This is a genomic window from Chamaesiphon sp. OTE_20_metabat_361 (assembly GCF_031364565.1).
Map to the genome: position 1 here is coordinate 1 of NZ_JANLWO010000235.1, position 25,750 is coordinate 25,750.

The following is a 25,750-nucleotide window of genomic DNA, read 5'->3' on the forward strand; positions in this document are numbered from 1 at the left end:
GACCGAAATCCCCGTCGCCACCGACAAATTTGTCAGCAACATCTGAAATCCAAACGTCAAAAATAAACCAGCAATCAAAGCGGTTAAGAACTGAGGTGCCGCAAAAGCAACCGCCGTCTCGCGAATAGTTTCGACTTGAGCCAGCAGACGGTCTGGATGACTCAGAAAAAGTGACCTAATTACCAACATCGCTTTCTCCTATAGATGTCAAAATAAAATAATTAAAAATGGCTGGAGTCCTCATGGTAAATTTTGCTCAGCCAATAGCCTCTATTCAACCGCCGATCGCTACCAGTCGCCAACTTCCCTATGGGAGAGACACAAGATCCTGGTTCTATCCCAAAAGGTACATGTCAGAAAAATTTGTTGAATTACTGTGACAGATGTTATTAGGTTAGGTAAAGGGTAAAGGGTAAAGGGTAAAGGGTAAGAGGTAAAAGGTAAAAGGTAAAAGGTAATTACGACATTCATCGCTCCCCGTCTCCCCGTCCCCCCCTCTCCCCAACTCCCCCACACTCCATCTCCTAACTCCCAACTCCCACCTCCCATCTCCCCTATGCAAATTCACACACCAGAATGGGTTAAACATGCCGTCTTTTATCAAATATTTCCCGATCGATTTGCGATCGGCAAACAACCGCAATCGTGTCTGTTAAAAAATCCAACTTGGGGAGAATGGCAAGCACCACCTACCATGCAAGGTTACAAAGGTGGTGACTTATGGGGCGTTATCGAAAAATTAGATTACCTGCAAGATTTAGGCATTAATGCGATTTACTTTACGCCGATTTTTCAGTCCACTTGCAATCACCGCTATCATACCCACGATTATTATCAAGTCGATCCGATTCTTGGTGGTAACAAAGCCTTTAAACTACTCCTCGAACAAGCGCATCAGCGCGATATTAAAATAGTCCTCGATGGCGTTTTCAATCATGCAAGTCGGGGATTTTACTTCTTCAATGATATTCTGGAAAATGGCCCCAACTCACCCTGGCTAGATTGGTTTAAAATCCACGATTGGCCGCTCTCTGCCTACGATGGCAACCTTCCAGCTAACTATGAAGGGTGGGTAAACAATCGCGCTTTGCCCGTCTTCAATCATGACAATCCCGATGTCAAAGAATACATCATGGAGATTGCCGAATACTGGATTGAAATGGGTGTCGATGGCTGGCGATTGGATGTTCCATTTGAAATTACTACACCGGGATTCTGGCAAGAATTTCGCGATCGCGTCAAAGCCGTTAATCCCGAAGCGTATATCGTCGGCGAAATTTGGCAAGATGCCCGACATTGGCTCGATGGTACCCAGTTTGATGGCGTGATGAATTACCTGTTTACTGCCCCGACGATCGCCTTTACCGCCGGAAATCGCGTGGAGATGGATTATGTTCGCAATCCCAGTTATGACCCCTACCCGGCGCTATTAGCCCCCGATTATGCCACCAAAATTCAGGCATTGCTGGATTTATATCCCTGGGAAATTCAACTGACGCAGTTAAATTTGTTAGCTAGTCACGATACCGCGCGGCTGCTCTCGATCGCGCACGGCGATCGTGCTAGTGTCGAACTATCGACGTTATTATTACTGACTTTTCCCGGTGCGGCGAGTATTTACTATGGGGATGAAGTCGGTTTGGCAGGTGCGCTCGATCCAGACTCCCGGCGCGGGTTCCCGGCTGAGTCTGATTGGGATCGCGAATTACTTGAGTATCATCGGCGACTAATTGCGATCCGTCATGCCTATCCGGCGTTGCGCACTGGTACCTACCGCACGATCTATGCTCGGGGCGAGGTTTACGCCTTCGTTCGCACGTTAGCCGATGTCGAAATCTTAGTTGCTGTCAATACCAGTACCGAGTCAGAAACACTCAGCCTCGATCTCGCCGAGTTAGGCATCAATATTCAATCCAAACAATTATTTGGGACTGCTAAACTAGCACAAAGTAGTGGGAATACATTCAAGATCGATCTAAATCCCCGCAGCGGTTGTATCGTGGCTTGAGTTTCGATCGTCACGCCTAAAAAAGCACCAATTTTCATTGGTGCTAAAAATTAATCGATCGCCGTAATAATTTAATCATCCAGATCTTGACGTTCTAGTCGCGCCACTCGCCGCGCTAACCGTCGAGTTTTGCGTTCATTAATACTCAAATCGAGGTTTAGCTCGTCTATAAAATTCTGTTGAGCGACAAAGGTATTCCGAATCACCACAGTCACGGCACCTTCGACACTATCGATCCGAAATCGCAGACTGGTAATGTCTTCACGCGCAGCGTTTATATTTTGCTCCATACTGGCGACTCGCTGCTCGATACCTGTAACTCGTTGCTCGATACCTGTAACTTGCTGCTCGATACCAGTAACTCGTTGCTCGATACCCGCCATATTTTGCTGCATGGTACTCATACTTTGCTGCATGGTACCAAGCGCCTGGATGACTTGTGATAACTGATTTTCAAGGCGATCGAAACGTTCTTCAGACATACTATTTTCTAATGTGAGACTAGCTAGATGAGAGCAGAACTGCAACTTATTTGGCTGATGGCAAATAAGTTGCAAAGTCGATCGATCTCGTTTGACTCTCCAACTATCTCAGTCGCTGTTACTAGGAAGGGTGTCTTTATTTTAGCTGGAGATGAGTAATCTTGGGTGGAGATTGCTGCTAGCTATACATCTGCGCCGATTTGGAATCGATTCTGGATGTGCGATCGAGTCGAGTAATTCAACCAAATAATCGTGTTTAGTTTTAATTTGAGCAAAAATAAAAACTGACAGATTTCGTTCTCTATCTAATGGAATTAGCTAGATACATAGATCGAGGGACAAAGAATATAAGTAGCACTTGTAAAGTGAATGAATAACAGCTTTAAGTAATTTAAGTCCCGGGTAAAATCATATGGCGCTCCATAAAATCGCAGACTTCAATCCAGATTACAAAAAACACTTTGGTGGTCGAGATATTAAAGGACTAGATTTGTATGCAGCTAATGAAAAAATTGGTAGTGTCGATGATGTGTTAGTAGATGATGGCGGACAGTTTCGCTATTTGGTGATTAGTACTGGTTCGTGGATTATGGGTAAAAAGGTATTATTACCGATCGGTCGCGCTCATGTCGATAAAGACGGGACGCGGATCTATGCTCAAGATCTGACTAAAAAACAAGTAGAAACCTTACCCGAATTTACCAACGATCTGACGATCGATTACGAGCATGAAGAGCAGGTACGCGGTGTCTACCGGGATGCAAAAATGTCAATGCAGCAGGATCGTCCCCCCGCAACAGGTACCGAAACGATGACTCCAGTGGCGACTGGTACTCACGATCGCAGCAATTATACTTACGATCGCGAACCAGATCTGTATACGCTCAACGATCGCGATCATTCGAGTCTCAAGCTGTACGAAGAGCGACTAGTGACGAGTACGACTCGGCAAAAGAGTGGCGAAGCCATCATCGGCAAACATGTCGAAACTGAAACGGCAACTGCTTCGGTACCTGTGGAAAAAGAGCGGATTACGATCGAGCGGATACCTGGAAATGCTCAAGCGGTAGTTACGCCAAGCGAGACTAATTTCCAAGCTGGAGAAGTTGCCCGGATGGAAGTTTATGAAGAAGTTCCCGAATTTCACAAAGAAGCCTTCGTTCGTGAAGAAGTTCGCGTTAGCAAGGTTGTCGAGACGGAAACCGTCACCGCGCAAGAGCAACTTCGCCGTGAAGAATTAGATGTTAACGTCGAGGGTCATCCCGTCGTCGAAAACAAAACTTAAGTCAACGTTAATTTCCACTAATCAGGAGCATCACTATGACACTTGAAATCATCCAAACCGACGCCTACGGTAATACTGTAGAGACTCCCAATCCACCCGAACCCAATCCCAATCCAGAAGCCTTAGAGTCAGCAACTGATTCCAATCGAGAATTGTGGGTGTCGATCCAAACCAAGAATAAAGCATTTTTTGAGAATGCTTCTATTTACATCTCACGCTTCTTTAAAGATAACCAACAGCTATTAACAACGCTAGGTTTGATTTACTTGGGCATCATCGCGCTCGATCTATTATTTGCGGGATTGAATGCGATCGATGGACTGCCATTAGTAGCACCAATCCTGAAGCTTGTCGGCTTGTATTATGTCGGACAGTTTATCTGGCGTTACTTGATTCGCGAACACGATCGACGCGAATTGATGGAATCAGTCAACCGTACTAAAGCCGAAATTCTAGGCAATCGTAACTAGTAGTTATCCAAAAATTTAAACGACATCTTAGATTAGATTGTCCAGTCAGCAAACTTATTACTGACTGGATATCTAGTCTCTATACACATTCTCGATCGATTATTTCATCTTTTTAAATTATTTAAACTAGCTATGAACGCAGCTAAAACATCCTCAGCCGCGATCGCTCTGTATGCGATTTTGAGCTTGGGAGCAATGCCGATCTTTGCCAATTCCGCCGTAGCTCAAGTAGCTACCGATGCGACTTCAACTGCTCCCACTACCAATACGGTGCGGATCGAAGGATCGAGCAGTATGAAAGTAACTAATAATAATCGGATCGCGCAAATCAAACAAAGTTCGCCCGATGCCCAGATTACTACCCGCTATAATGGTGCCGATGCTGCGCTCAAATCCGTACTCGATGGTACCGCCGACTTAGCCGCCATCGGGCGTCCGCTCACAGAGCGAGAGCAACAACAGGGTTTAGTCGCCGTCCCGCAAAAACGTCAGAAAATTGCGATTATTGTCGGTGCGGCAAATCGATTTACTAGCAACTTGACTTTCGAGCAATTTGCCAAAATCTTTCGAGGTGAAATCAAAGATTGGTCGGAACTCGGCGCACCTCCCGGACGCATTCAACTAGTCGATCGACCCGATACCAATGATACGCGGCTGGCGCTTCAGAATTATGCCGTATTCAAGCAAGCTCCCTTCGTCGCTACTCCCAATGCCATCAAAGTAGCTGACGATACGATCGAAAGTGCGATCGAGCAACTCGGCTCTAGAGGCATCACCTATACAGTTTCTGATGCGATCGACAATATTCCTGGGATTCGGATTGTCCCCATGCACAAGACACTCCCCCGCGACCCTCGCTATCCCTTCTCGCAGCCGCTAGCTTACGTTTACAAGGCGGGTACCCCGCGTCCGGCTGTTGCTGCCTTCCTGGGCGGTACCGCAGCCGCTGCTAGCATTCCCGAAGCCGCCCCAGCGCCAGTTGAAACCACCTCTACGACCACAGTCACTCGATCGACGACAGATAATGACTTCCCGTGGCTATTGCTACTATTTCCCTTATTAGGTGGCTTGTTGTGGTGGGCGCTCAGACCACGACCAGCAGCACCAGTGGCACTCGTCACACCCAGGATCGCCCCAGTCGCACCAGTAGTGCCAGCCCCAGTTCCTCCAGCCGCTGCGGTCGTGCCAGTAGTGCCAGTGGTGCCAGCCCCAGTTCCCCCAGTCGCGGCGGACGAACCCATCAAACTCTATGAAGAACGCTTGATTGCAGACAAAACGCGGCAAAAAGTCGGCGGTGTAGCAATTAATAAGCGGATCGAGACTGAAGGAGTGGAAATTGCCATTCCCGTAGAGCGCGAACGCATCCAGATCGAGCGACTCGCATCGATCGATCGTGCCGCAATTCCTGTCGAAGATGTCCAGTTTGGCGACGGACAGGTGCGGATGGAAACCTACGAGCAAGTGCCCGAGATTCACAAGGAAGCTTTCGTGCGGGAAGAAGTGGCGATTACCAAACAAATCGCTCTCGAAACAGCAACTGCTCAAGATACGCTGCGTCATGAAGAGATCGATGTCAGCACCCAGCCGCTACCACATCCCGAGCGCGACCCCCAGCCAGAGCGGCATCCCGATCGTAACTAAAGCAGTCTAGTAACACCAAACTTGAGATTCCCGACTTGTGGATGCAGGTTGGGAATTTTATTGTCTGCATGGAGCTTAGACAATCGCGATTTGTTCTCTATCTAATGATTGATAATAGATCGGTAGATTGAATGATGCCGCCAGAGCGAGAGGAATTTAACATGATATATACAAGTTGAATAAGTAGTGAATCCATTGCCGATCGATGACTGAGTGCTGATGACACTTATGTTATTTTTACCAACCTATTCTACCGTGAATAATTCATTATTTACTTCAACTTTTACTATTTATTTTTATAATTGGATTATCTATCATGAAGTATGATATTGCATTACATGAACTTATGCGGCTCGACGAGTACGCCGAAGAAGAAAGCAAAGCCAAAGCTCAAGATAATGCTAATCCCAATGATGGTGAATTAGCAGCTACCGATACATCCGAGGCTCCGACGATGAGCGAATCGCCCGAGATCGATATTCCGTCGGCAACCGCGATTAATTACGACGAACCGCCGATTATTATTGCCGAGGAACATGCAGTTGTCGCCGCTCCAGTAGACACTTCAGCAGACCCGATCGCCGCCAGTGATGTATTACTCGCACCGATCGCACTAGCAGATACTTCTGGATCTGAGCCAAAGCTGGATCTCGCCCAAGTAGATACTTCAGCAGACCCAATCTCCGCCAGCGATGTATTACTCGCACCGATCGCACTAGCAGATACTTCTGGATCTGAGCCAAAGCTGAATTTTGATGAGGCTACGAACGGTTCTGAAGATATGCCTACGACTGAAGAGGCGATCGCGGCGGTTCGATCGACAACTGCTACTGCTAAAGAAACTGTAATCGAGGCAGCCGAATCGACAACTGATGCTGCTAAAGAAACCGCTAATCATCCAGTCGCAGCAGTTGCTGATGCTACTGAGGCTGTTAAGGAAACTGCCAATGATGCAGTCGATGCCATTAAATCGACAACTGATGCTGCCAAAGAAACTTTTGAAACAATTCAAACTGAAGCACCTGGCATCTTTGATGAAGTAACTTCAGCCGTTCCAGCATTCTTCAGCCAGAATCGCCAACTGCTAATCAACATCGGTTTGATTTTCCTTGCTTTTTTGGTAACTAAACTCGCATTTGCTGGCATTAATGCGATCGACGACCTCCCCTTAGTCACGCCATTACTTAAAGTTGTTGGTTTGTTCTATGTGGTGAAGTTTATTTGGAATTACTTACTTCGCGAGCAAGATCGCGAAAAGCTGGTTGAAAAATTTAACAAAACTAAAGCTGAGGTTTTGGGCGATCGTTAGTAATCTCCAATTCATGACGCTCGTCACCGACAACTAATCCGATTACAAGCCTGACTTTTTTCAAAAAGTCGGGCTTGTGGTTTAACAGAGATTATGAGGACTAATCTTCTTGGAAATTCGGTTCGATCGGGCGGTGAATGCTGGATTAGTTTTCATCGATAGATTAGGTTGGTGGTAAGCGATCGCGTTGGTATTGCTGTGCGGCTGGATCGAATATCTGCGGTGGATCTTTGAACTGGACAGTATAAATTTCATTCGGCAGATCGATGCCTGCTGCTTTAATTGCTTCTTTAATCGATTGAGCTACCTGGGACGTTGACTCTAGAAAAGATAATCGCCGCGAACTCACCCAAAATCGGACTTCGATTTTGACAGCACCTGCCGCCAGTTCTCGGACGAGGATTTCTAGCGGCGGATCGGCAACGATACTCTCGACTGTCAGTGCCGCTTGGTGGATAATCTCTTTGACCTGTCCGATGTCTGTATCGTAGTTAATCCCGATCGTCAGGGAACTGCGCCGAAATTCTGAGGCAGTGTTATTGATAATCGTGGCAGTAAACACCTGTTGATTGGGAATCGAAATCATCCGTCCGTCGTAAGTAACTAGCGTAGTTGCCCGCAGTTGAATATAATTGACCGTGCCTTCAAAGTCTTGAATGATAATCTGATCTCCCACCTGAAACGGTCGTGCTACGAGTAGAATAATGCCGGAGAAATAATTACTTAAAATATCCCGCAGGCTAAAACCGATCGCCACACTCGTCACTCCCAGCGTACCAACTAGCGCTGTAAAGTCCATCCCCAACACGCTCAGAGCCACGATCGATCCAAAGATCCAAATCATGCCAGAGACGATCCGACTCACTAACGTTTTGGAGTTGTAGTCGATTTCCCAGCGATCGGAAGCTGCCAATGTAATCCGTTTCGTCGTAATCGCCAGCAGCATGGTTAGCAAAATAATCAGCAGTGCGCCGAGAATTGCGGGCAACCTGTCGATCGCATCGCGCTGAAACTGACGGATCGTACTGTAGAGCCGCTGTCCGACATCGATCGCCAACGGTGGTTCGTCAAATGCGCGATTGAGTGCCGTCGCCCACTGCTGCGCCAATGTTTCCACGCCCACATTAAAATCTTGGGCATCCTGTTGGGTAACGGTCATCAGAATTCGATTATTCAGTTGGAGCGTCGCAATCCCGCGCTGGGGGTCATTCCGAACGGTAATCGATCGATCTACCTCCGATGCCAAAAAACTCACAATCCGGCGATTGATAATCCCCGCGCGATCGCTAGCACTGATATTTGAGAGACTACCAATCTGAAAAACCACTTGTCCCCGCACGACAATATCGGCAAAATATAGCCCGTCCATCGGCACAGATGTCGCGGGAGCTTTGGCTGGAGCAGTCTCTTGCGCCTTTGTTGCGATCGGCATCACCAACAGCAATCCCGTACAGATAATTGTCATCAAGATCGATCTCGATCGATCGATACTCAATTGTCTGCTAGTGGATATTTTGAGCTGAAAAATATTCGACACGATCGGCTGTTCCAGAAATTAACATCACACAGTGGCGATCGATTTAATCTATTTAAATATATCTGGTTTGCTAAATTTAGTCATCTGTCTTTAGGCAGATCTAAAAAAACAGTACCATTGTCAATTTGTAAATACAAATATTTGGAGCAATTGAGTTTGAAGTATGGCAACTTTGTTAGACTTAATCTCGATGGACAAATAGATTACTCGTTCGCGTAGCGTACCGTAGGTAATTGAATAAAATCGAAATTCTGGAAATCACGCCGGATGGTCAAAAATTGCTGAGGCTTGTAGTGGAAGATTTGGCTTTTCAGTTGCGAGATCGACTGCTCTCCCTTTATCGGGATTCACCTGAGCGACGATACCTAAATTTCTTGGAGCGCGAACCCCAGCTTTTGCAACGCATCCCGCAGCACTATTTAGCATCGCATTTGGGAATTGAGCCAGAATCCCTGAGCCGATTAAAGCGAAGAATTCAAGAGAAGCGATCGACTTAACCAAAGTCAATGCACGTTATTCGTCTGCACAATAAAGTTACTAAGGATACACTTACATTGTAGAGAAGCGTTATGTCACTAGAGAAGTGAGGCGGAGCGTTATGCAGCCAACTTCATCGGTTAGGACATAGACTAAGGCGATTAGATCGGCTGACGGACGGAGCGATCTAATCCTACTACCCATTACGGTTATAACCAGATATTCTGCACCGGATAATTTCTAAACGCTGAATCAGCACTCATCAGTACTAAATTCTGGTTAATTGCTTGGGAGATAGTGAGCCTGTCGAAGGGGTCGGTATGGTGAAGGGGCAATGTCCGCTGAACGTTGAGATCGCCGAACAATATCGGTAGAATTTGAATGTTCAGTCGATCCAGGATGCCTTCTAATTCATGGAACTCAATGCCTAGATCGAGCTTGCCTTTACCAACTTTGATGGCAATTTCCCAAAGACTGGCAACACTGATGGAGAGTTTATTCTCAGTCGCTTCTAGCACATCGGTCATCGCTGGTTTCAGGCTAGGATTTCCAGCGATGTACCAAATCAAAATGTGAGTATTATCAATGAGCAGGTTCATAGATTATTGGTAATCGGCAAATTCTTCTAAGGGTGCATCAAAGTCCGACGCGATCGTGACTTTACCTTTGAGAATGCCAAAACCATTGCGTTTTGGGGTTGCGGGGCGATTTCCAATCTGGAAGGCTACGCCAACACGGCGGGAAGTCAGATACTCGACATAGTGCAATGCCTCGACTTGAAGCGGTTCGGGAAGCTGCAAGAGAAGTGAATTAATACTCTCGATTGCGTTGGTTTGTGACATGTCGCCTGTCTTTTTGTCTATCGATCCTATTTTAGTCTAGATTGGGCGGGGGTAGCCACTGGCGGAAACTGTCGGATTGCTCAACTATCTGAATTTGATTTCCGTAACAGATAGGATTCACGCTCTTTAATTGCCAACATGGTCGCATCCCAAGTAAAGCGAATTGATTGAAGCGACTCAAAGGCGATCCGATCGATTGTAATAATTTGCGGCACCTAGATGCAGTGGCAACAGCGATCCGCCATTGGTATCAGGTGGACTGATTTCATTGGCTAGCGGCATTTTATTCATCAATACCTGACGGTTTTCATAGATGGTCTTCGTCAGTTCGTAGATAGCTTCCGTACTAACTCGATGATTGGCAACCAAGATCCGGCGCACGGAAATTGTCGGTAAATCTTGTGCTGGAATAGCAGTATTACCTTGATAAACACCTTTGGGTAGGATCGCCGATCCAAATTCTGGATATTGAATTTTTAGTGCTGCGGCACGATCGATGGGCACGATCGTAGCTTTAGCATCACGAACTAATTTTTGAATAAATTAATTTGTTGTTGGGCGAAATGACATAGAGCAGCACTCAACTGGTCGATGCAGCGGATAGCAGTAAACAAATCGTTAATTCTTAGAGAAAAGGCGCGTACGGCAATCTCTACCAGTTGGTTTACTGCAAAATTTACCTAACTATAAACACATCTACCGATCGAATGCTCCGGCTAGAATCGTAAATGGCAACTCCTGTGTCGATCGTCAGAAAGAAACTGATGTCAAGCCTCTACCTTTGAATAGATGTAGATAGTTCCATTAGTGTGATACATCTAATGTAAGATTCGGCAATTCCCAACTCTCATTTATATTTTTATGAAAGGATTAACCGGAAAAAATGTCCTGATTACTGGCGCGAGTTCGGGGATCGGTCAGGCGATCGCCATACGACTCGCTCAAGAAGGTTGCAATGTTGCCATCAACTACCGCAAAAATGCCGCAGAAGCCGCCGAAACTGAAGAACAGGCGATGGAGAAAGCTTGTGGGCAAGAAGTCGAAAATTGTGGCGTAAAATCGCTAATCGTTCAGGGTGATGTATCTAAAGAAGATGAGGTTATCGAGCTGATTAATACGGTTGTCGATCGATTTGGGGGTCTGGATATTCTGATTAATAATGCGGGAATTCAAACAGAGTCTCCGTCACACGAGCTATCCGCAGATGAGTTCGATCGAGTCTTGGATACCAATCTTCGGGGGTCGTTTCTCTGCGCGAGGGAAACAATCAAACATCTATTATCCAGGCAGAAAGCTGGCAGTATTATCAATATTTCTAGCGTTCATGAGATTATTCCGCGCCCTACATATTTGAGTTATTCGATTAGTAAAGGTGGGATGGGGAATCTCACCAAAACGCTGGCATTAGAATATGCCGATCGGCAGATTCGCGTCAACGCGATCGCGCCTGGTGCCACTGTGACACCGATTAACCAAGATTGGATCGATAACCCAGAAAAAAAAGCTGTGGTCGAGAGCCATATTCCGATGGGACGAGCTGGCACGTCGGAAGAGATGGCGGCGGCTGTGGCATTTCTTGTTTCCGATGAAGCGGCTTATATCACCGGACAAACACTGTATATCGATGGTGGACTCACCCTCTACGCCGATTTTCGCGAATCCTGGTCAGCCTAAAGCCTAAAGCCTAAAACCTAAAACCTAAAGCCTAATCATGACCGCAGAAGAAAACCGACTGCAAGCCGATCGCGATCGCCAAGCCTATTGGCGTAAATGGGGGCCATACTTGAGCGAACGTCAGTGGGGCACCGTTCGAGAAGATTATAGTGCCGATGGTGCCGCTTGGGAGCATTTTCCGCACGACCATGCTCGATCGCGGGCGTATCGTTGGGGTGAAGATGGGATTGCTGGCATTTCTGACAATCATCAACGGTTGTGTTTTGCGGTCGCGTTGTGGAATGGCGCAGACGCGATTCTCAAGGAGCGGCTATTTGGCTTGACTGGCCCTGAAGGCAATCATGGCGAGGATGTCAAGGAGTACTACTTCTATCTCGACAACACGCCCAGCCATGCCTATATGAAGTATCTCTACAAGTATCCACACGCCGCTTTTCCTTATACCCAACTCGTGCAGGAGAACCAACGGCGGAGTTATGGCGATCCAGAGTTTGAGTTAGCAGCTACGGGCATCTTTGATGACGATCGCTATTTTGATGTCTATATCGAGTATGCCAAAGCCACCGATGAAGACATACTGATTCAGATTACCGCCATCAATCGCGGCGCGGAACAGAGTACGCTCCAGTTATTACCAACACTCTGGTTTCGGAATACTTGGTCGTGGGATCTCAATAGTCCCAAACCGCAGTTACGGCAACGCGATAGTAGTGACTCGCATCATGTCATCGTCGCTAATCATCCCACCTTGGGAGATCGCTACCTGTATTGTCAATCCACAGCCCTATTATTTACCGAAAATGAGACTAATTCCGAGCGATTATTTGGTACTCAAAACTCATCACCCTACGTCAAAGATGGCATTCATAATTATATTGTGCATGGGCAAACTGAAGCCATAAATCCCCAGCAGATCGGCACCAAAGCCGCTGCTAATTATGAACTAACTCTGGATGCCCATCAATCAAAAACGATCCAATTACGATTGACAAACTGTGCTGATTTAGCCACACCTTTCGCCGAATTTGCCGATGTGTTTGCACTGCGTCAGCAAGAAGCAGATGAATTTTATCAGCGGATCTCACCCGATCCAATCTCTGTTGAGGCGCGAAATATTCAACGACAGGCATTCGCGGGACTGCTGTGGACGAAGCAGTATTATCATTATGTAGTTGAAGACTGGCTCCAGGGCGATCCGGCACAACAGCAGCCGCAGCGGCACCATCCGCGCAATTCAAATTGGATTCATCTGTTTAACGATGACATTATTTCGATGCCTGATAAGTGGGAGTTTCCCTGGTTTGCCGCTTGGGATTTGGCGTTTCACTGCTTGCCGCTAGCGACGATCGATCCCGACTTTGCCAAGCGACAATTAGATCGGTTGACACGAGAATGGTACATGCACCCGAACGGACAGATTCCCGCCTATGAGTGGCATTTTGGCGATGTCAATCCGCCCGTTCATGCTTGGGCAACCTGGCGCGTTTATCAGATTGAAAAGTCACTTTACGATCGCGCCGATACTGACTTCCTAGAGCGGGTATTTCAGAAATTACTGCTCAATTTTACATGGTGGGTAAATCAAAAAGATGTCAATGGCAATAATGTGTTTGAAGGTGGCTTTCTGGGTTTAGATAACATTGGCATCTTCGATCGCAGCTCGGCACTGCCGACGGGTGGATATCTCGAACAATCCGACGCTACCAGTTGGATGGGGATGTATTGTTTGAATATGTTGACGATCGCCTTAGAATTGGCAATAACGAATCCAACTTATGAAGATATTGCTAGTAAATTTTTCGAGCATTTTCTCTACATTGCGGATGCAATGAACCATATTGGCACAAATAAGATGTCTTTGTGGGACGAGGAAGATCGGTTTTATTACGATCTGTTGCGTTTACCCGATCGCAATTGGCATCGGTTGAAAGTGCGATCGATGGTCGGGTTGATACCGCTATTTGCCGTCGAAATTCTCGAACCAGCCACACTCGATCGATTTAAGAGCTTTAGCCAGCGGTTTGAATGGTTTATCGCCAACCGCCCGCAGTTGCACTGTCAGATTGCTTCCTTGACAACTACAGGCGATCTGGGTCGGCACTTGTTGGCAATTGTCAATCCAGTCCACAGACTCCGACCCATTTTACAACGGCTGCTCGACGAGTCGGAATTCCTCAGCCCTTACGGGATTCGATCGGTGTCCAAATTTCATGCCGCACACCCCTACACGTTTGATGTTAATGGCCAACGACACCAAGTCAGCTATGAACCCGCTGAATCTACCAGTGGCATGTTTGGCGGCAATTCTAACTGGCGCGGCCCGATTTGGTTTCCGATGAATTTTCTCCTGATTGAATCATTGCAAAAATTTCACAACTACGTCGGCGATGATTTCCAAGTCGAATGTCCCACGGGTTCGGGACAATGGATGAACTTGGACGAAGTAGCAACAGAGCTATCGCGTCGTTTGATTAGTATTTTCGCACCGGACGATCGATCCGATCGTCCAGTTCACGATCGCGATCCTATATTTCAACATCCACAGTGGCAAGATTTATTGCTATTTTATGAGTATTTTAATGGTGACACTGGCGCGGGACTCGGCGCAAGTCATCAGACAGGATGGACGGGATTAGTCGCAATGTTGATTTCAGGTCGGGATCGGCGGTGCCTGGAGACTAAAGTCTCGGCTAGTAGTGCGAAGTCCGCCTACGCGGACTAAATATCTTAGTCCGCGTAGGCGGACTTTGCATCACTAGCCCCGATTTCAATCGGTGGCGGTACTGCGGACAGATCCCCGACTTCTCAAAGAAGTCGGGGATCTGGGTTTCAAGGATTTTTGAATGTCCCAGCCGCCAAGGCGGTTGCTATATTCACTCGAACGGTAGGGGTAGTTGCCGTCTCAGTTTTCACCGGATAACGATCGAGTGGAATTTGCCATCGAGTTTGGAGATAGCTCTGAATGGCTAGAGATCGATCCTGGGCGAGTGTTTCATTTTCCGATGGTGTTTGTCCAGATTGTAGCTCGATTTGCAATGTCGGATTTTCCTGCACCACCCGACCGATCGGATCGAGTATTTTCGTTTGGCTGGGCGGGATTTGAGCTGCATTCGACTCAAAAGTGACTGTTGCCGCAACGGGGGCAAGTCGATCGAATCTCACCTCGGCGGTGGGATAATCTAATTGGCTGCGGATATCCTCGACGAGTACTGCTTGTCCATCGCGATCGATCTCGCGTTCGCTCAAGTAGACAATCTGCATCTGTAGCGGTGCCACAGGGCTGGTAGTGGCCGCATAACTCACCAATCGAGCGGGGGACGGTAGCCGCAAGGATTCGATCGTCAGCTTGACATTTGCCAACAAACTCGACTGCAATTGAGCTGTTGTCGGCGGTGGTGCTGGCTGGGTGGCTTGGGAAAATTTCTGAAATAGATCGCCAGCGGCGGTGGGAATTTGAATCAGATTTAGGGCGATTGTGTCTGAGGGTCGCTGTAGTTTCGCGGCTAATAGTTGCTTGTATCGAGATCGTTCGGCTTCAGTATAAATCTGGCTGGTAACTACTTGCAGTTGAGTCGCTAAGTCACGCTCTCGTTCCGACAATGAGAGTTGACTGATGTACGATCGCGTTTTGCCGCCTGGATATTCTGCAAAGTTTTTTTGCCAGATCTCGGTGGCGACACTTTGGAAGCGATTCTGCTGCTGCTTGTAATTAATTTCACTCCGCAGTCGATCGTAAGATCGACTCAGCGGGACCGAGATCGCCAAAATAACCATCACAATTAACAATAGGCGACTCGGTAAACCACCAATACGCTGCAATCGCCCAAAGGCAGGCATTTTATCTAGCAATGACTGTACCCAAATGCTCTCTCGATCGGTTGTCTGCCAAGCTCGAACTCCCTCCCGCACGGGATTGGCATCGATATTCAAAGCTAAAAACACCAGCATTGCCATAAAAGTAATAGCGACCAAGTTGGTAAAAAACAGCAGTCCGCCGCCGAGCGCCACTGTAAATCCCGTCTCAGCATTAAACGTCAATGCCGTCCCGATCCCATAACCGACCACACATAAAGGCGGCATCAAGGCGACAGCAATGGAAACTCCCGGCACAGAAGTCACAACACCTTTCGCCTCTTTGCAGATCGCCACCGCACCCACCGCGCCCGAAAATAAGGCGATAACCAAATCCAGCAAATTTGGCTGAGTTCTCGCCATAATTTCGCTAGTCATCTCCTTAGCTGGCAAAATCAACACCACCAAAAATGCTAAAGCAATCGCCAGCCCACAGCTCAAGCTGAGGTTAACAATCGCTCGAATTGCTAAAATAATATCGCCAGTCGCCAAGGCTAGCCCACTTGCCAAAATACTCCCCATCAACGGTGAAATCAGCATTGCGCCGATGATGACTGCGGGACTATTTAAGACTAGACCCAGAGTGGCAATCCCCGCCGCAAATAGCACCTGGAGCCAATAGTTGATGTCAGTTAGAGTTAAAGATCGAGCTAAATCCAAGTAAACTTGTTCCTTGCGAACGGCGTTTACCCCCAAATTTTTGGCAAACCAACGAGTTAGTTTAGAGGTAGTTTTCATCAGCTTTTCTAAGAAATGATTGGCATTTGGACGGTAACAAATTGAGCGATCGATTTCGCCTTGACAAAAGGTAGGGGCTAATCATGCTTTCCTTGCATTTCTCGAATTTCAAATAAACTAATTAAGATCCCAGCGATCGGAATCGACAAAAATATGCCAACCAATCCTCCCACTTTGGCACCTACAAGTAATGCTAAAAACATTACCACTGGATTCAGATCGATCGACCCTTGCATGATGCGTGGCATCAGTAGATTTTCCTGAACTTGCTGAAGTAGAATGCAACTTACCAATACAGTCAGTGCAGTCCCAACTCCTTGAGGTAAAACAATTAGCGATACTAAGCTAACCCCCAGCGTTGCGCCAACCCCTGGAATCAAGTCAAATAAACTGACGATCGTTGCCAATCCTAATGCCGAGGGAATCCCTAACAACACGAACACAATATAGATCGAAAATCCAAAGAAAATACACATCAAAAAGCGTCCCCAGAAAAATCCCAGCAGGCTTTTTCGCACAGTCTCCGTCACTCGATCGCGCATTTCAACTGGAAAAATTCGCAGCAACAGATCCCACAATCTTTTACCATCAAGCAGCATAAATAAAGCCACAACTGCGATGATAATCAGATCGACTAAATTCAGCAGCACGCCTTGTAATGTCGCAAACCCCATCCCCAGCGTGTAAGGGATTTGAGTCCGCAGTTGAGTTTGAAGCTGAGTGATGTCGATATTGACATTCCGCCGCTGGAGAAATTCTCTGAATCGATCGAGGAATTCGCTCGCGCTATTTAATAACTGCGGTGCTTGCTCGACTAACTGCTGTGTTTGCGAAAAAGCCGCAGATCCCAGCGTTGCGACAATCCCCACTAAAAGTAATAAACTCAGCAAAAAAACTGAAATTACTGCTAGTCCCCGTGGCATGATGCGGCTAACCCAACGAACGGGAATATTCAGTAAAAACGCAATAATTGCCGCAAATAGAAAAATTATAATCACTCCGCTAAAGTACGTGAAGACTTGGACGATCGCCCACCCCAGTACAAATAGCAACACGTAGCGAATCAACTTTGTATTAGTAAAGTTGTCCCAAATTGACCGATCTTTTGGTTGGCTCATATTTGACGATCTGCTGGTTATGCCTAGCTCCCTTGGTATCGACTGCCAACTTGACTTTCTACAAACATCTTGTTTGATGTTATTAGCTGACTCATGTAGATCTGGTAGGTTATTTGAGCCAGGTAAAACAGAAGCAAGCACCAGCAGATCGATCGAGATCTAGCCAGATTTGACCGCCTTCGCCTTCGACAATTTTCTTGACTAATGCTAACCCGATCCCAGTGTTTTCAGTGGATACACTGGGCTTAAGGGTCTGAAACATCTCGAAAATTCGTTGACGAGCGGTTCCAGGTGGAATGCCTGGGCCATCATCGGCGATCGCAAATCGATACCGATCTCCCAAATCTACTACTTCAATTTCGACTCTACCATCGGCACGATCGTGGTGTTTGATGGCGTTACTGATGAGATTGGCAAAAATTTGAGCGAGTAAAATCCGCTTGGTGTTGAGAGTTGGCAGGGCAGCCACGATCTCAATCCGAAACTCCGCAGGTGGTGCTAGCGAATCGATCGTTTCCGTGACGAGCTGGTGAATATCCACAGTTTGGCACTCCAACTCCTGCGCGCCTACTCGTGAATAGCGCAATAGTCCATCGATGAGTGCATCCATCCGTTTGACGCGTTGGCGCAATAGTTCAAACTGTTGGCTGTCGTCTGCTTCAATGCGGTCGCCTAGATCTTCTTCGATCCATTCGGAAAGATTGGCGATCGATCGCAAGGGAGCTTTGAGATCGTGAGACACCATATAGACGAAAGCATCGAGTTCTTGGTTGCGCTCTTTCAACTGATGCTGTGCCGAGATCAGCGAATCGTTGAGCAGTTGGAGTTCGGCTGTTTGGGTGCGATTGAGGCTTTCTAACTGTTTGCGGGCGGTAATATCGGTGATTGCCCCCAGAAAATGCTGGGGTGCGCCCATGGTGCCATCAGCCTCGCTCTCTCTCATCAGGGAGACAGTCAGATATACCCACACATGATGTCCTTGCTTGTGAATATAGCGTTTTTCAATACTGTACTCGCTAATCTCCCCCGCGACTAATCGAGCGGCCTGCGCCAAATCCGCATCGAGGTCTGCGGGTTCGGTAATTGCCTGAAAAGTAGTGGTCGCTAGTTCGGCTGGGGTATAGCCGACAATTTCACACAGTTTTTGGTTGACCCGCAGCCAAGTTCCATCGAGCGCGACATGACAAAAGCCGATGCCTGTATACTCGAAGGTGTGCCGAAATAGCTCTTCGCTAGCTTGGAGCGAGGTCTCCATCTGTTTGCGCTCGGTAATATCGCGAGATACTGCTAAAATTCGTTCGACATGACCTTGGCTGTCGAGGATCGGTGCGGCAATTACTTCCCACCATTTAGGGACGCCCTTGGAAGTTGCACAATAGCTTTCAAATTTACTAATATTGCCAGCGCGAGCGGAAACGATCGCCCGCTCGATATTTTCAGTTTCGTTACCTTGCCAGATTGTGCCCCAGGAGAAATTAGCAATCATGGTAAAGTCATCGATCTGCATCAGCGATCGACCGCCGTTATTCATATACAGCAGCCGACCATCTAAATCTAAGACTTTGATACAGTCTTGATTGCTTTCGAGTACTTGGCGCAGAAATTCTTCACTGCGATGGAGATCTGCTTCATTTTGCTTGCGAAGGGATATATCGTAGACTAAGCCCGAAATGGTGGTGACTCCAGCGGCGTCGCGTTGCAATTGACCGACGCCATCGATCCACCGAATTTGACCATCCCGCCAGACAATGCGGTATTCACACCGATATTCGGGAATTTCTGCATCGATCGTTTTTTGCAATTCGGCGATGACGCGATCGAGATCGTCGGGATGGATGCGATCGAGACAGTCTTGATAAGATATCTGCGTGCGATCGGGTTCGTAGTCAAATAACGCTGCAAATTCTGGCGTCCAAAATATCGTTTGGGTGCCCACTTGCCAAGTCCAACCTGCGGCTTTGGCAACCCGCAACCCGACCGACAAGCGTTCGGTGTAGAGTTCGGCGCGGAGGCGGTCGGTTTGGGCTTGTCTGACGGCACTGATATCGCGTCCTTCGACAATAATCAGCGTCGTCTCCCCCCGATGATTCAAAATCGGCGTTAGCGAAAAGTCGATCGGCATCAACTGCTGTTGCGCTCCGGTCAATTCGACTTCATAGCGAATGAATTCGCCCTGCGCCGCCTGTGCGGTCGATTTGCCCAACTGTACCTGTGTCTCAGGCGAAAACTCCCAGCCCGGTACCTCCCAGAAGCGTCGCCCGATCGCATCTTCCGCCTGGATACCGCCAAATTTCAAAGCAGTAAGATTTACTTCAATCAGCGTGCCATCGGGTTCGATCAGACCAATGAATTGAAATACACCATCGAAGATCGCCCGAAACTTGCTTTCGCTGTGCTGGAGCTTAGTCATCGCTTGTTTGTAAGCGGTGATATCCCGCATCAAGGCGACTGCCCCCAGTTTTTCGCCAGTTTTCCGATCGTAAATCGCTCTGGCATTAGCCACCAGTGACCTCGCTCGCCCCTGTTTGGGTTTAATCGTCATTTCTTGCCCGACGACCTTTTCGCCTTGGAGCGCGCGAAATAGGGGGATTTCAGCTTTGGTTAGAATCCTGCTGCCATCGCCATCATAGAGATCGTAGTATCTAGCCCACTCCTCTGGCATCAGTGGTTCGGGCGGCAAGCCATGAAATTCCTGCGCCGTGCGGTTAAATAATACCAACCGTCCCATTGCATCACAAGCGACGATCGCATCGGAAGCATAATCCAACAAGGCTTCTAAAAAGTGAGCCGATTGGCGCGTGGGGATGACAGCTTGCCCACCCAATCGAGTCGCCGTACCGATCCAGGTCGGACCCAACGCATCGCCATCTGGCTCTAATTCCAGATCGAACCACTCCCACTCAGCTACGCCTTTAAATTGCAGTTTGATTGCTAGTGGCGTCTGCCATCTTCTTGCCTCTTCCCAAGCTAGCGCAAAGCGATCGCGATCGTCTACGTGCAAACTGTGCTCAAAGCTCCGAGGATATTGTTCTACTAAGGTTACGGCTGGTGCGATCGCACCAATACTTGCGACTGAACCAGAATGCCCGTCTTGCCAAAATTTAGCATCCGCGAGGTCACAGTGTCCGGCATATTCGCACCAATGCCGATTGACAGCGACCATCTGCCCGCGCTCGGTCATCAACCAAGCCAATTGCGGAATGCGATCCAACAATTTTTGCGATCGCATTGCTGTAACTACTAAATCCTGCTGCGGATTTACATTCATAAGCTCATGAGTGAAGATATTCTCATTACTTAATTTAACATATCCTTCAGGTTCGAGTCATCAATGATAATACTTAAATACTCGCTCGATTGTCATTTGTCGATTACAATCTAACTCGCCAATAGCTGGTAGCTAACAATACTTTTTGATTAGTGACTGTATGATTCAAATAGTTCAAAAATTCGGTCTAACTGTGATAATGTCACTAACCCATATTGCCACAAGACGATCGGTAGCGTGCCGCGAGCAGATTGAGTTTGCTTGAGTGCTAATTGCACCGAATCATTTGGTAATTTTAGATCTTGACACAGAAAATTAACTATTTGGGGAATATTTTCCTTAGACATAACACTCGTACATTTATTAGCTATTTTAATATTTTTTTACACCAATATCGAGCAATTTATGTATTGTCTCAATATTGGTGTATTGTTAAATTTGATTGGCTCGATGGCTGCTAACTAAGCTTCATCCCAAAGCTCGCGGACGCCATCTGTCGGTAGCCAGCTCGCCACTTCAGCAATGCGCTCGGGAGTCAGTTCCCGCTTTGTAGCTGTAAATACCGCCTTAACTGCATGTTTGCGTTCGGCATCTTTGTTGACAGGATCGCGTTCTAACCCACCTTCATTAGCAGCTCGGAAAAAGAAGCGGCTAGAATCAATTTTGAAGATGCCAGGGCCTTGCCATGGTGGACGTACCCGACTCAAAAATCCGACAATTGGATTGCTGTCTTTCCACAGATCCGTTACTTCCATTTGCAGAGCTTTTTCATCTGTTGGCATGGCTGGCTCGTGCAATTCATCAGCTACCCGATCGGCTGCTTCGGTAGTCATCAGATCGCGCATAATCCGAAACACAACTTCCGTAAAATCTCTAGCATCATAAGGATCGGCAAAGCCACCTTCAGCCATAACATATTCCAAGAAAGAACGGTCTCGATCGGCAAAGATTGCGCGAGGATCTTCGATCTCCGTCGCATCGATTTCTGGAATATTTCTTTTCAACGTTTCATCAGCATTAACTGCCTTTGGTTCTGCTGTCTGTGGTAGATCTTTTTGTAAAGTTTCATCTGCCATAACTGTTTTTTATGCTGTGAATGTTAGATCGGCGTTTAATCGCTACTAAATAGCTTACGCAAACTCACACACATCGGCATCTTTCGGAAGTTAGAGCTGCGCTCTGTCAAAAGGTAGATCTTTTTGGAGAGGGTAAGGGGTAAGGGATAAGGGGTCACGGGTAATGGGTGAGTGGGAAAATCCCCTCCTCGGAGGGGTGCCCGTAGGGCGGGGTGGGTAGATCTGCGCCACCCACAACCAATCCCCCTCTACAAAAAGCGGGGAGGGTAGATCTCCGACCCAACTCCCGCACTACTCATTCCCTAAAACCTAAAGCCTAAAGCCTAAAGCCTAAACAGCTACTTGCTCTTTATCCATCAGCATCTTCTGGGCGGCTGCCTTGACCGATGCGGTACCGGGGACGGGACGCGTCCAGAAGCGGTGCTCCTTAATCGCATCGACAAAGGTTTTGGCGAAGGTTGCCATCTCCGAGGTGTCGCGGCTGGCGACTACACCCAACTGGGCGCTCATCTTGCCGTTGACTTGGCTGGAGTCGATCCCCTTGAGATCGGATTGCATCATCAAATCGACGCCCTCACCAGTTGCTGCCATCGGCTTGAAGTGCTTGAAGGCTTCGTGAATGAAGCTCAAGGGGTCGCCGTGGGCGGTGAGTGCTTCGACGCTTTTAGCGCCACCAGGGACGTAGATGGCATCATACAGTACCGATGCGGTAGTCAAGAAGGTCTTATCGACTGCAATATTACCACCTTGGCTATTGACGATCGAGCCGCCATAGAGGGAGACTAGCTCCGAGCTGATGTGCATCGCGCTCAGGGATTGCTTGATGGTTGCGATTTGAGCGGCATCGACACCATCGGCGGCGAGAATTGCCACTTTACGACCTTTGGCGGTCTTGGTGGTGTGTTCTTGGCTCAATGCAGGGGAGCTTTGACCGTGGTTGGGTGTAGCTGGCTCGGTAGGAGCTGGCATTCCCAAACCTTTGGCGACGCGCTTGGCAAGTTCGCCATCGACTTGATTAAACCGTTGGAGCATCCGCTCTTTGACTTCCATTTGGGGCACTTTACCCAGTTCAAAGTGAGCGGCTTCGACGAGGCGATCTTTTTCGCCAGTGGAAAGGCTGTTCCAGAACAGGGTGGCTTGGCTAAAATGGTCGGCAAAGCTGGGGCTACGTTCGCGAACTTTGTGTCCTTCGACGCGTTCGGGATGGGTAACAAAACCACCATCCTCGGGAGCTACTGGCGCGGGGAGATTGCCGCCGAGGGAGTTGGGCGAGTAGTTGACGGAGCTGGTTTTGATATCCATCTGCATCCGTCCGTCTTGGTTGTTATTGCTAAACGGGCAGACGGGACGGTTGATGGGGAGATGGACAAAGTTGGGGCTACCCAAGCGGTGGAGCTGAGTATCGTGGTACGACATCAACCGACCTTGCAAGAGGGGGTCGTCGCTGAAGTCAATCCCTGGCACTACATTCGATGGTTGATAAGCAACTTGCTCGGTTTCGGCAAAGAAGTTGTCAGGGTTGCGGTTGAGTATCATTTTACCGATCGGGCGGACTGGTACGAGTTCCTCGGGAATAATTTTGGTAGAGTCCAAAATATCGAAGTCGAATTTGTGTTCGTCTTCTTCTTCAACAATCTGGACGCCTAGCTCGTACTCTGGATAGTTGCCCATTTCGATCGAGTCCCACAACGTCCGACGATGGAAGTCGGGGTCTTTGCCTGCGATCTTTTGCGCTTCGTCGAATACGTTGGAATGGACGCCTGCCAGCGGCTTCCAGTGGTATTTAACAAACCGCGATTTACCTTCGGCATTGACCCAGCGGAACGTGTGAATCCCAAAACCCTGCATCGTGCTAAAATTCCGGGGCACGGTCCGATCGGATAAAACCCACATAATCATGTGCATCGATTCGGGCACTAGCGAAATAAAGTCCCAGAAATTCGGATGCGCGGTGGAAGCCTGCGGGATTTCATTATTGGGTTCGGGCTTGATCGAATGGACGAGATCGGGAAACTTAATCGCATCCTGAATAAAGAACACCGGGATATTGTTGCCAACGATATCGTAGTTACCATCTTCGGTGTAAAACTTGACCGAAAAGCCCCGGACATCGCGGACGCTATCTGCCGAACCGCGCGAACCACCGACAGTGGAGAACCGGACGAATACTGGCGTTTTAGTTGCTGGATTTCCCAGAAATTTCGCCTTGGTAAATTCAGACATCGCTTCGTAGGGCTGGAAGTATCCATGTGCGCCCGCACCACGCGCGTGAACTACCCGCTCGGGAATCCGTTCGCGATCGAATGCTGATAGCTTTTGTTGAAAGTGAAAATCTTCGAGTAATGTCGGCCCGCGTCCGCCTGCTTTGAGCGAATCATCCGTGTTGCTCAATGGCACACCTTCATCGGTCGTTAGTCTTTCGCCTGGAGCTGTCCGATAGTTTTCTAAGCTCTGATTCTTGGCTTGCTCGTCGATCTGATTTTGTTCGCTCATTGCGTTTCTTAAGAGTACGGTTAGAGAATATTGTTGTAAGCTGACTAGTTTTGTTTGCGCGAGCGATTCACACGAATGGAGGGAAAGAAAATCAAGCTGGCAAACACAAATAATTAACACGCTTTACCAATTTAAATAATCAAATATTTTTTAAGCTCTGTCTTTAGGTAGAGATCGAGGCGATCGGGCAATCTGGAATCCCCTGCTGCATTTTTTAGTGCTACATTAGGTAATCTTTTAGCAACAGGTCGCCATCGTTAGCCATCTAAATTTAGGAAATTTAGAGAGCATTTGGGATGCGATAATACTCAAACTATTCGCCAGTTCGAGCAACTAATTAAGGGAGGTACCATTGATACCTCCCTGCCACATTTTTCGATGCAGGCAATTTTTAATTTCTACCCAGTGCTGTAGTAACAACAATCGCTCGCTCGGCGCGGGACTCGATTGCTAAGGTTTAGGTGAAGGGCTGACCGATGGACTGCTAGTACCCGCTCCCGGGGTAGTAGTCGGACTAGTTGTGGGACTCGTACCCGTACCCGTGCCGCTGGTACCATCTGTACCCGTCGTACCACTGCCACCCGAGCCTGTACCCGAGCCACCCGTGCCAGAGCCAGATGGAGAGCAAGAACTTGCTAACAGGGCTATCCCTACTACTGTTGCAAACATTAAACCGATTTTATTCATAACTCCTCGCTAAGTTGTTAGGTAAATATCTTGTCGAAAAATGACTCGTTACAGTGCAAGCTGATAGTTATGGCTGGGCGATTGCCAGATTTAGTTATTAGATACTTCAAACAACTAAATTATTCACGGCTCCCTGGTTACGCTCGCCCAGAATTTTAGGTATAAACTAATTAATTCAATTGCAAAATAATGCTTTGAAACTTTTAGTTACATCCACATTTAATTACGTTAGATACCGATAAATTTCTGCACATCCGTCGATCGGTAGAGATCTCCTCGAACAGCAGTAAGGAATAGACGATCGTGCAGGTTTTAGCGCGGCAGCACTTAAGCTACGATCGCTTACTCATCTGCCAGAGTTAAAATTGATATAATTTGATATAATTTGCGTGTATCTAGACAAACCGTAACAGCGTTATACAAATTAATACCTACTTACGTCGAGAGCTAGATAAATTCGCCTAGGTTGCCGCTGACGACTGAAGACAAGCACCCTTGCCAATGTGACTAGAAATATCTCGATCGAGAGATAGCTGGAGCTAACTGCCATTGTTAATATTTTATGGAGATAGTCCAGATGAAGTCAACTCATCCAATTGACCTTTTAACAATATTATTAGCAAGATTACTTGCATCTTTGCGATTGATGAATGCCCGCCACCAAGGTAATTATGGTCAGCAAGTAAAGATCGTTCGGGTCGGATCGATCGCCCTGTTAGCGCTATTGCTCACTAGTTGTAATTCGCTGCCCAAAGATGGGGCTGACGCTCAGACTAGACCTGCTGGCGGACGA

22 protein-coding genes and 1 pseudogene are annotated in these 25,750 nt (G+C 47.6%); 8 read left to right on the plus strand and 15 right to left on the minus strand.

Features of this window, described 5'->3' with window-relative positions; translation table 11 throughout:
• A partial coding sequence (locus RMO35_RS06860; protein WP_309739561.1) for a hypothetical protein occupies positions 1 to 189 on the minus strand: 189 nt, incomplete at its 3' end.
• Between the two features lie 367 nt (positions 190 to 556).
• Between RMO35_RS06860 and RMO35_RS06865 the strand changes: the two genes are divergently transcribed.
• On the plus strand, positions 557 to 2,008 hold the full coding sequence (locus RMO35_RS06865) for a glycoside hydrolase family 13 protein (protein WP_309739564.1): 1,452 nt from the start codon (positions 557 to 559) through the stop codon (positions 2,006 to 2,008).
• Between the two features lie 71 nt (positions 2,009 to 2,079).
• On the opposite strand, the gene RMO35_RS06870 is transcribed toward RMO35_RS06865, so the two are convergent.
• Positions 2,080 to 2,490 carry a hypothetical protein gene (locus RMO35_RS06870; protein WP_309739565.1) on the minus strand — a complete coding sequence of 137 codons (411 nt, stop codon included), beginning with the start codon at positions 2,488 to 2,490 and terminating at the stop codon, positions 2,080 to 2,082.
• Between the two features lie 412 nt (positions 2,491 to 2,902).
• On the opposite strand from RMO35_RS06870, the gene RMO35_RS06875 reads away from it, so the two are divergent.
• From RMO35_RS06875 to RMO35_RS06890, 4 genes are all read left to right on the plus strand, one after another.
• Positions 2,903 to 3,775 (plus strand): DUF2382 domain-containing protein, encoded by an 873-nt coding sequence (locus tag RMO35_RS06875; protein ID WP_309739567.1) that lies wholly within the window; start codon positions 2,903 to 2,905, stop codon positions 3,773 to 3,775.
• 35 nt (positions 3,776 to 3,810) lie between these two features.
• Positions 3,811 to 4,245, plus strand: a complete 435-nt coding sequence (locus RMO35_RS06880) for a CAAD domain-containing protein (protein ID WP_309739569.1) — start codon at positions 3,811 to 3,813, stop codon at positions 4,243 to 4,245.
• Positions 4,246 to 4,377: 132 nt separating this feature from the next.
• Positions 4,378 to 5,886 carry a substrate-binding domain-containing protein gene (locus tag RMO35_RS06885; RefSeq protein WP_309739570.1) on the plus strand — a complete coding sequence of 503 codons (1,509 nt, stop codon included), beginning with the start codon at positions 4,378 to 4,380 and terminating at the stop codon, positions 5,884 to 5,886.
• 316 nt (positions 5,887 to 6,202) lie between these two features.
• Positions 6,203 to 7,195 (plus strand): CAAD domain-containing protein, encoded by a 993-nt coding sequence (locus tag RMO35_RS06890; protein ID WP_309739571.1) that lies wholly within the window; start codon positions 6,203 to 6,205, stop codon positions 7,193 to 7,195.
• Positions 7,196 to 7,358: 163 nt separating this feature from the next.
• Here RMO35_RS06890 and RMO35_RS06895 read toward each other — a convergent pair whose 3' ends face one another.
• The 6 genes and pseudogenes from RMO35_RS06895 to RMO35_RS06920 all read right to left on the minus strand — a co-directional run.
• The gene (locus RMO35_RS06895; RefSeq protein WP_309739573.1) at positions 7,359 to 8,732 is read right to left on the minus strand and encodes a mechanosensitive ion channel family protein; all 1,374 of its coding nucleotides are present in this window, start codon (positions 8,730 to 8,732) and stop codon (positions 7,359 to 7,361) included.
• 258 nt (positions 8,733 to 8,990) lie between these two features.
• Positions 8,991 to 9,158, minus strand: a complete 168-nt coding sequence (locus RMO35_RS06900) for a hypothetical protein (protein ID WP_309739574.1) — start codon at positions 9,156 to 9,158, stop codon at positions 8,991 to 8,993.
• Positions 9,159 to 9,418: 260 nt separating this feature from the next.
• Positions 9,419 to 9,808 carry a type II toxin-antitoxin system VapC family toxin gene (locus RMO35_RS06905; RefSeq protein WP_309739576.1) on the minus strand — a complete coding sequence of 130 codons (390 nt, stop codon included), beginning with the start codon at positions 9,806 to 9,808 and terminating at the stop codon, positions 9,419 to 9,421.
• Between the two features lie 3 nt (positions 9,809 to 9,811).
• Entirely contained in the window at positions 9,812 to 10,051 is a 240-nt protein-coding gene (locus tag RMO35_RS06910) for a DUF2281 domain-containing protein (RefSeq protein ID WP_309739577.1), read from the minus strand.
• A gap of 177 nt (positions 10,052 to 10,228) precedes the next feature.
• Entirely contained in the window at positions 10,229 to 10,591 is a 363-nt protein-coding gene (locus tag RMO35_RS06915; RefSeq protein ID WP_309739596.1) for a TAXI family TRAP transporter solute-binding subunit, read from the minus strand.
• Positions 10,592 to 10,596: 5 nt separating this feature from the next.
• A pseudogene (locus RMO35_RS06920) lies at positions 10,597 to 10,731 on the minus strand (DUF2254 family protein); the annotation flags it as partial.
• 181 nt (positions 10,732 to 10,912) lie between these two features.
• On the opposite strand from RMO35_RS06920, the gene RMO35_RS06925 reads away from it, so the two are divergent.
• Positions 10,913 to 11,725, plus strand: a complete 813-nt coding sequence (locus RMO35_RS06925; protein WP_309739578.1) for a glucose 1-dehydrogenase — start codon at positions 10,913 to 10,915, stop codon at positions 11,723 to 11,725.
• Positions 11,726 to 11,762: 37 nt separating this feature from the next.
• Positions 11,763 to 14,447 carry an MGH1-like glycoside hydrolase domain-containing protein gene (locus RMO35_RS06930; RefSeq protein WP_309739580.1) on the plus strand — a complete coding sequence of 895 codons (2,685 nt, stop codon included), beginning with the start codon at positions 11,763 to 11,765 and terminating at the stop codon, positions 14,445 to 14,447.
• 107 nt (positions 14,448 to 14,554) lie between these two features.
• Here the strand turns inward: RMO35_RS06930 and RMO35_RS06935 are convergent, their stop codons facing one another.
• The 7 genes from RMO35_RS06935 to RMO35_RS06965 form a co-directional block, all read right to left on the minus strand.
• Positions 14,555 to 16,315 carry a DUF389 domain-containing protein gene (locus RMO35_RS06935; protein ID WP_309739582.1) on the minus strand — a complete coding sequence of 587 codons (1,761 nt, stop codon included), beginning with the start codon at positions 16,313 to 16,315 and terminating at the stop codon, positions 14,555 to 14,557.
• A 77-nt stretch (positions 16,316 to 16,392) separates the two neighbouring features.
• The gene (locus tag RMO35_RS06940; RefSeq protein ID WP_309739584.1) at positions 16,393 to 17,433 is read right to left on the minus strand and encodes an AI-2E family transporter; all 1,041 of its coding nucleotides are present in this window, start codon (positions 17,431 to 17,433) and stop codon (positions 16,393 to 16,395) included.
• A gap of 109 nt (positions 17,434 to 17,542) precedes the next feature.
• On the minus strand, positions 17,543 to 20,701 hold the full coding sequence (locus RMO35_RS06945) for a PAS domain S-box protein (RefSeq protein ID WP_309739587.1): 3,159 nt from the start codon (positions 20,699 to 20,701) through the stop codon (positions 17,543 to 17,545).
• A 149-nt stretch (positions 20,702 to 20,850) separates the two neighbouring features.
• Positions 20,851 to 21,048 carry a DUF2949 domain-containing protein gene (locus RMO35_RS06950; RefSeq protein ID WP_309739589.1) on the minus strand — a complete coding sequence of 66 codons (198 nt, stop codon included), beginning with the start codon at positions 21,046 to 21,048 and terminating at the stop codon, positions 20,851 to 20,853.
• A 114-nt stretch (positions 21,049 to 21,162) separates the two neighbouring features.
• Positions 21,163 to 21,777, minus strand: coding sequence for a DUF2267 domain-containing protein (locus RMO35_RS06955; protein ID WP_309739591.1), 615 nt, complete (start codon positions 21,775 to 21,777; stop codon positions 21,163 to 21,165).
• A 330-nt stretch (positions 21,778 to 22,107) separates the two neighbouring features.
• A complete protein-coding gene (locus RMO35_RS06960; RefSeq protein WP_309739592.1) occupies positions 22,108 to 24,270 on the minus strand; it encodes a catalase in 2,163 nt (720 codons plus the stop codon).
• A 450-nt stretch (positions 24,271 to 24,720) separates the two neighbouring features.
• Positions 24,721 to 24,957, minus strand: coding sequence for a hypothetical protein (locus tag RMO35_RS06965; RefSeq protein ID WP_309739594.1), 237 nt, complete (start codon positions 24,955 to 24,957; stop codon positions 24,721 to 24,723).
• A 577-nt stretch (positions 24,958 to 25,534) separates the two neighbouring features.
• Between RMO35_RS06965 and RMO35_RS06970 the strand changes: the two genes are divergently transcribed.
• Positions 25,535 to 25,750 (plus strand): hypothetical protein (locus tag RMO35_RS06970; protein WP_309739595.1); only part of this gene is annotated, 216 nt, incomplete at its 3' end.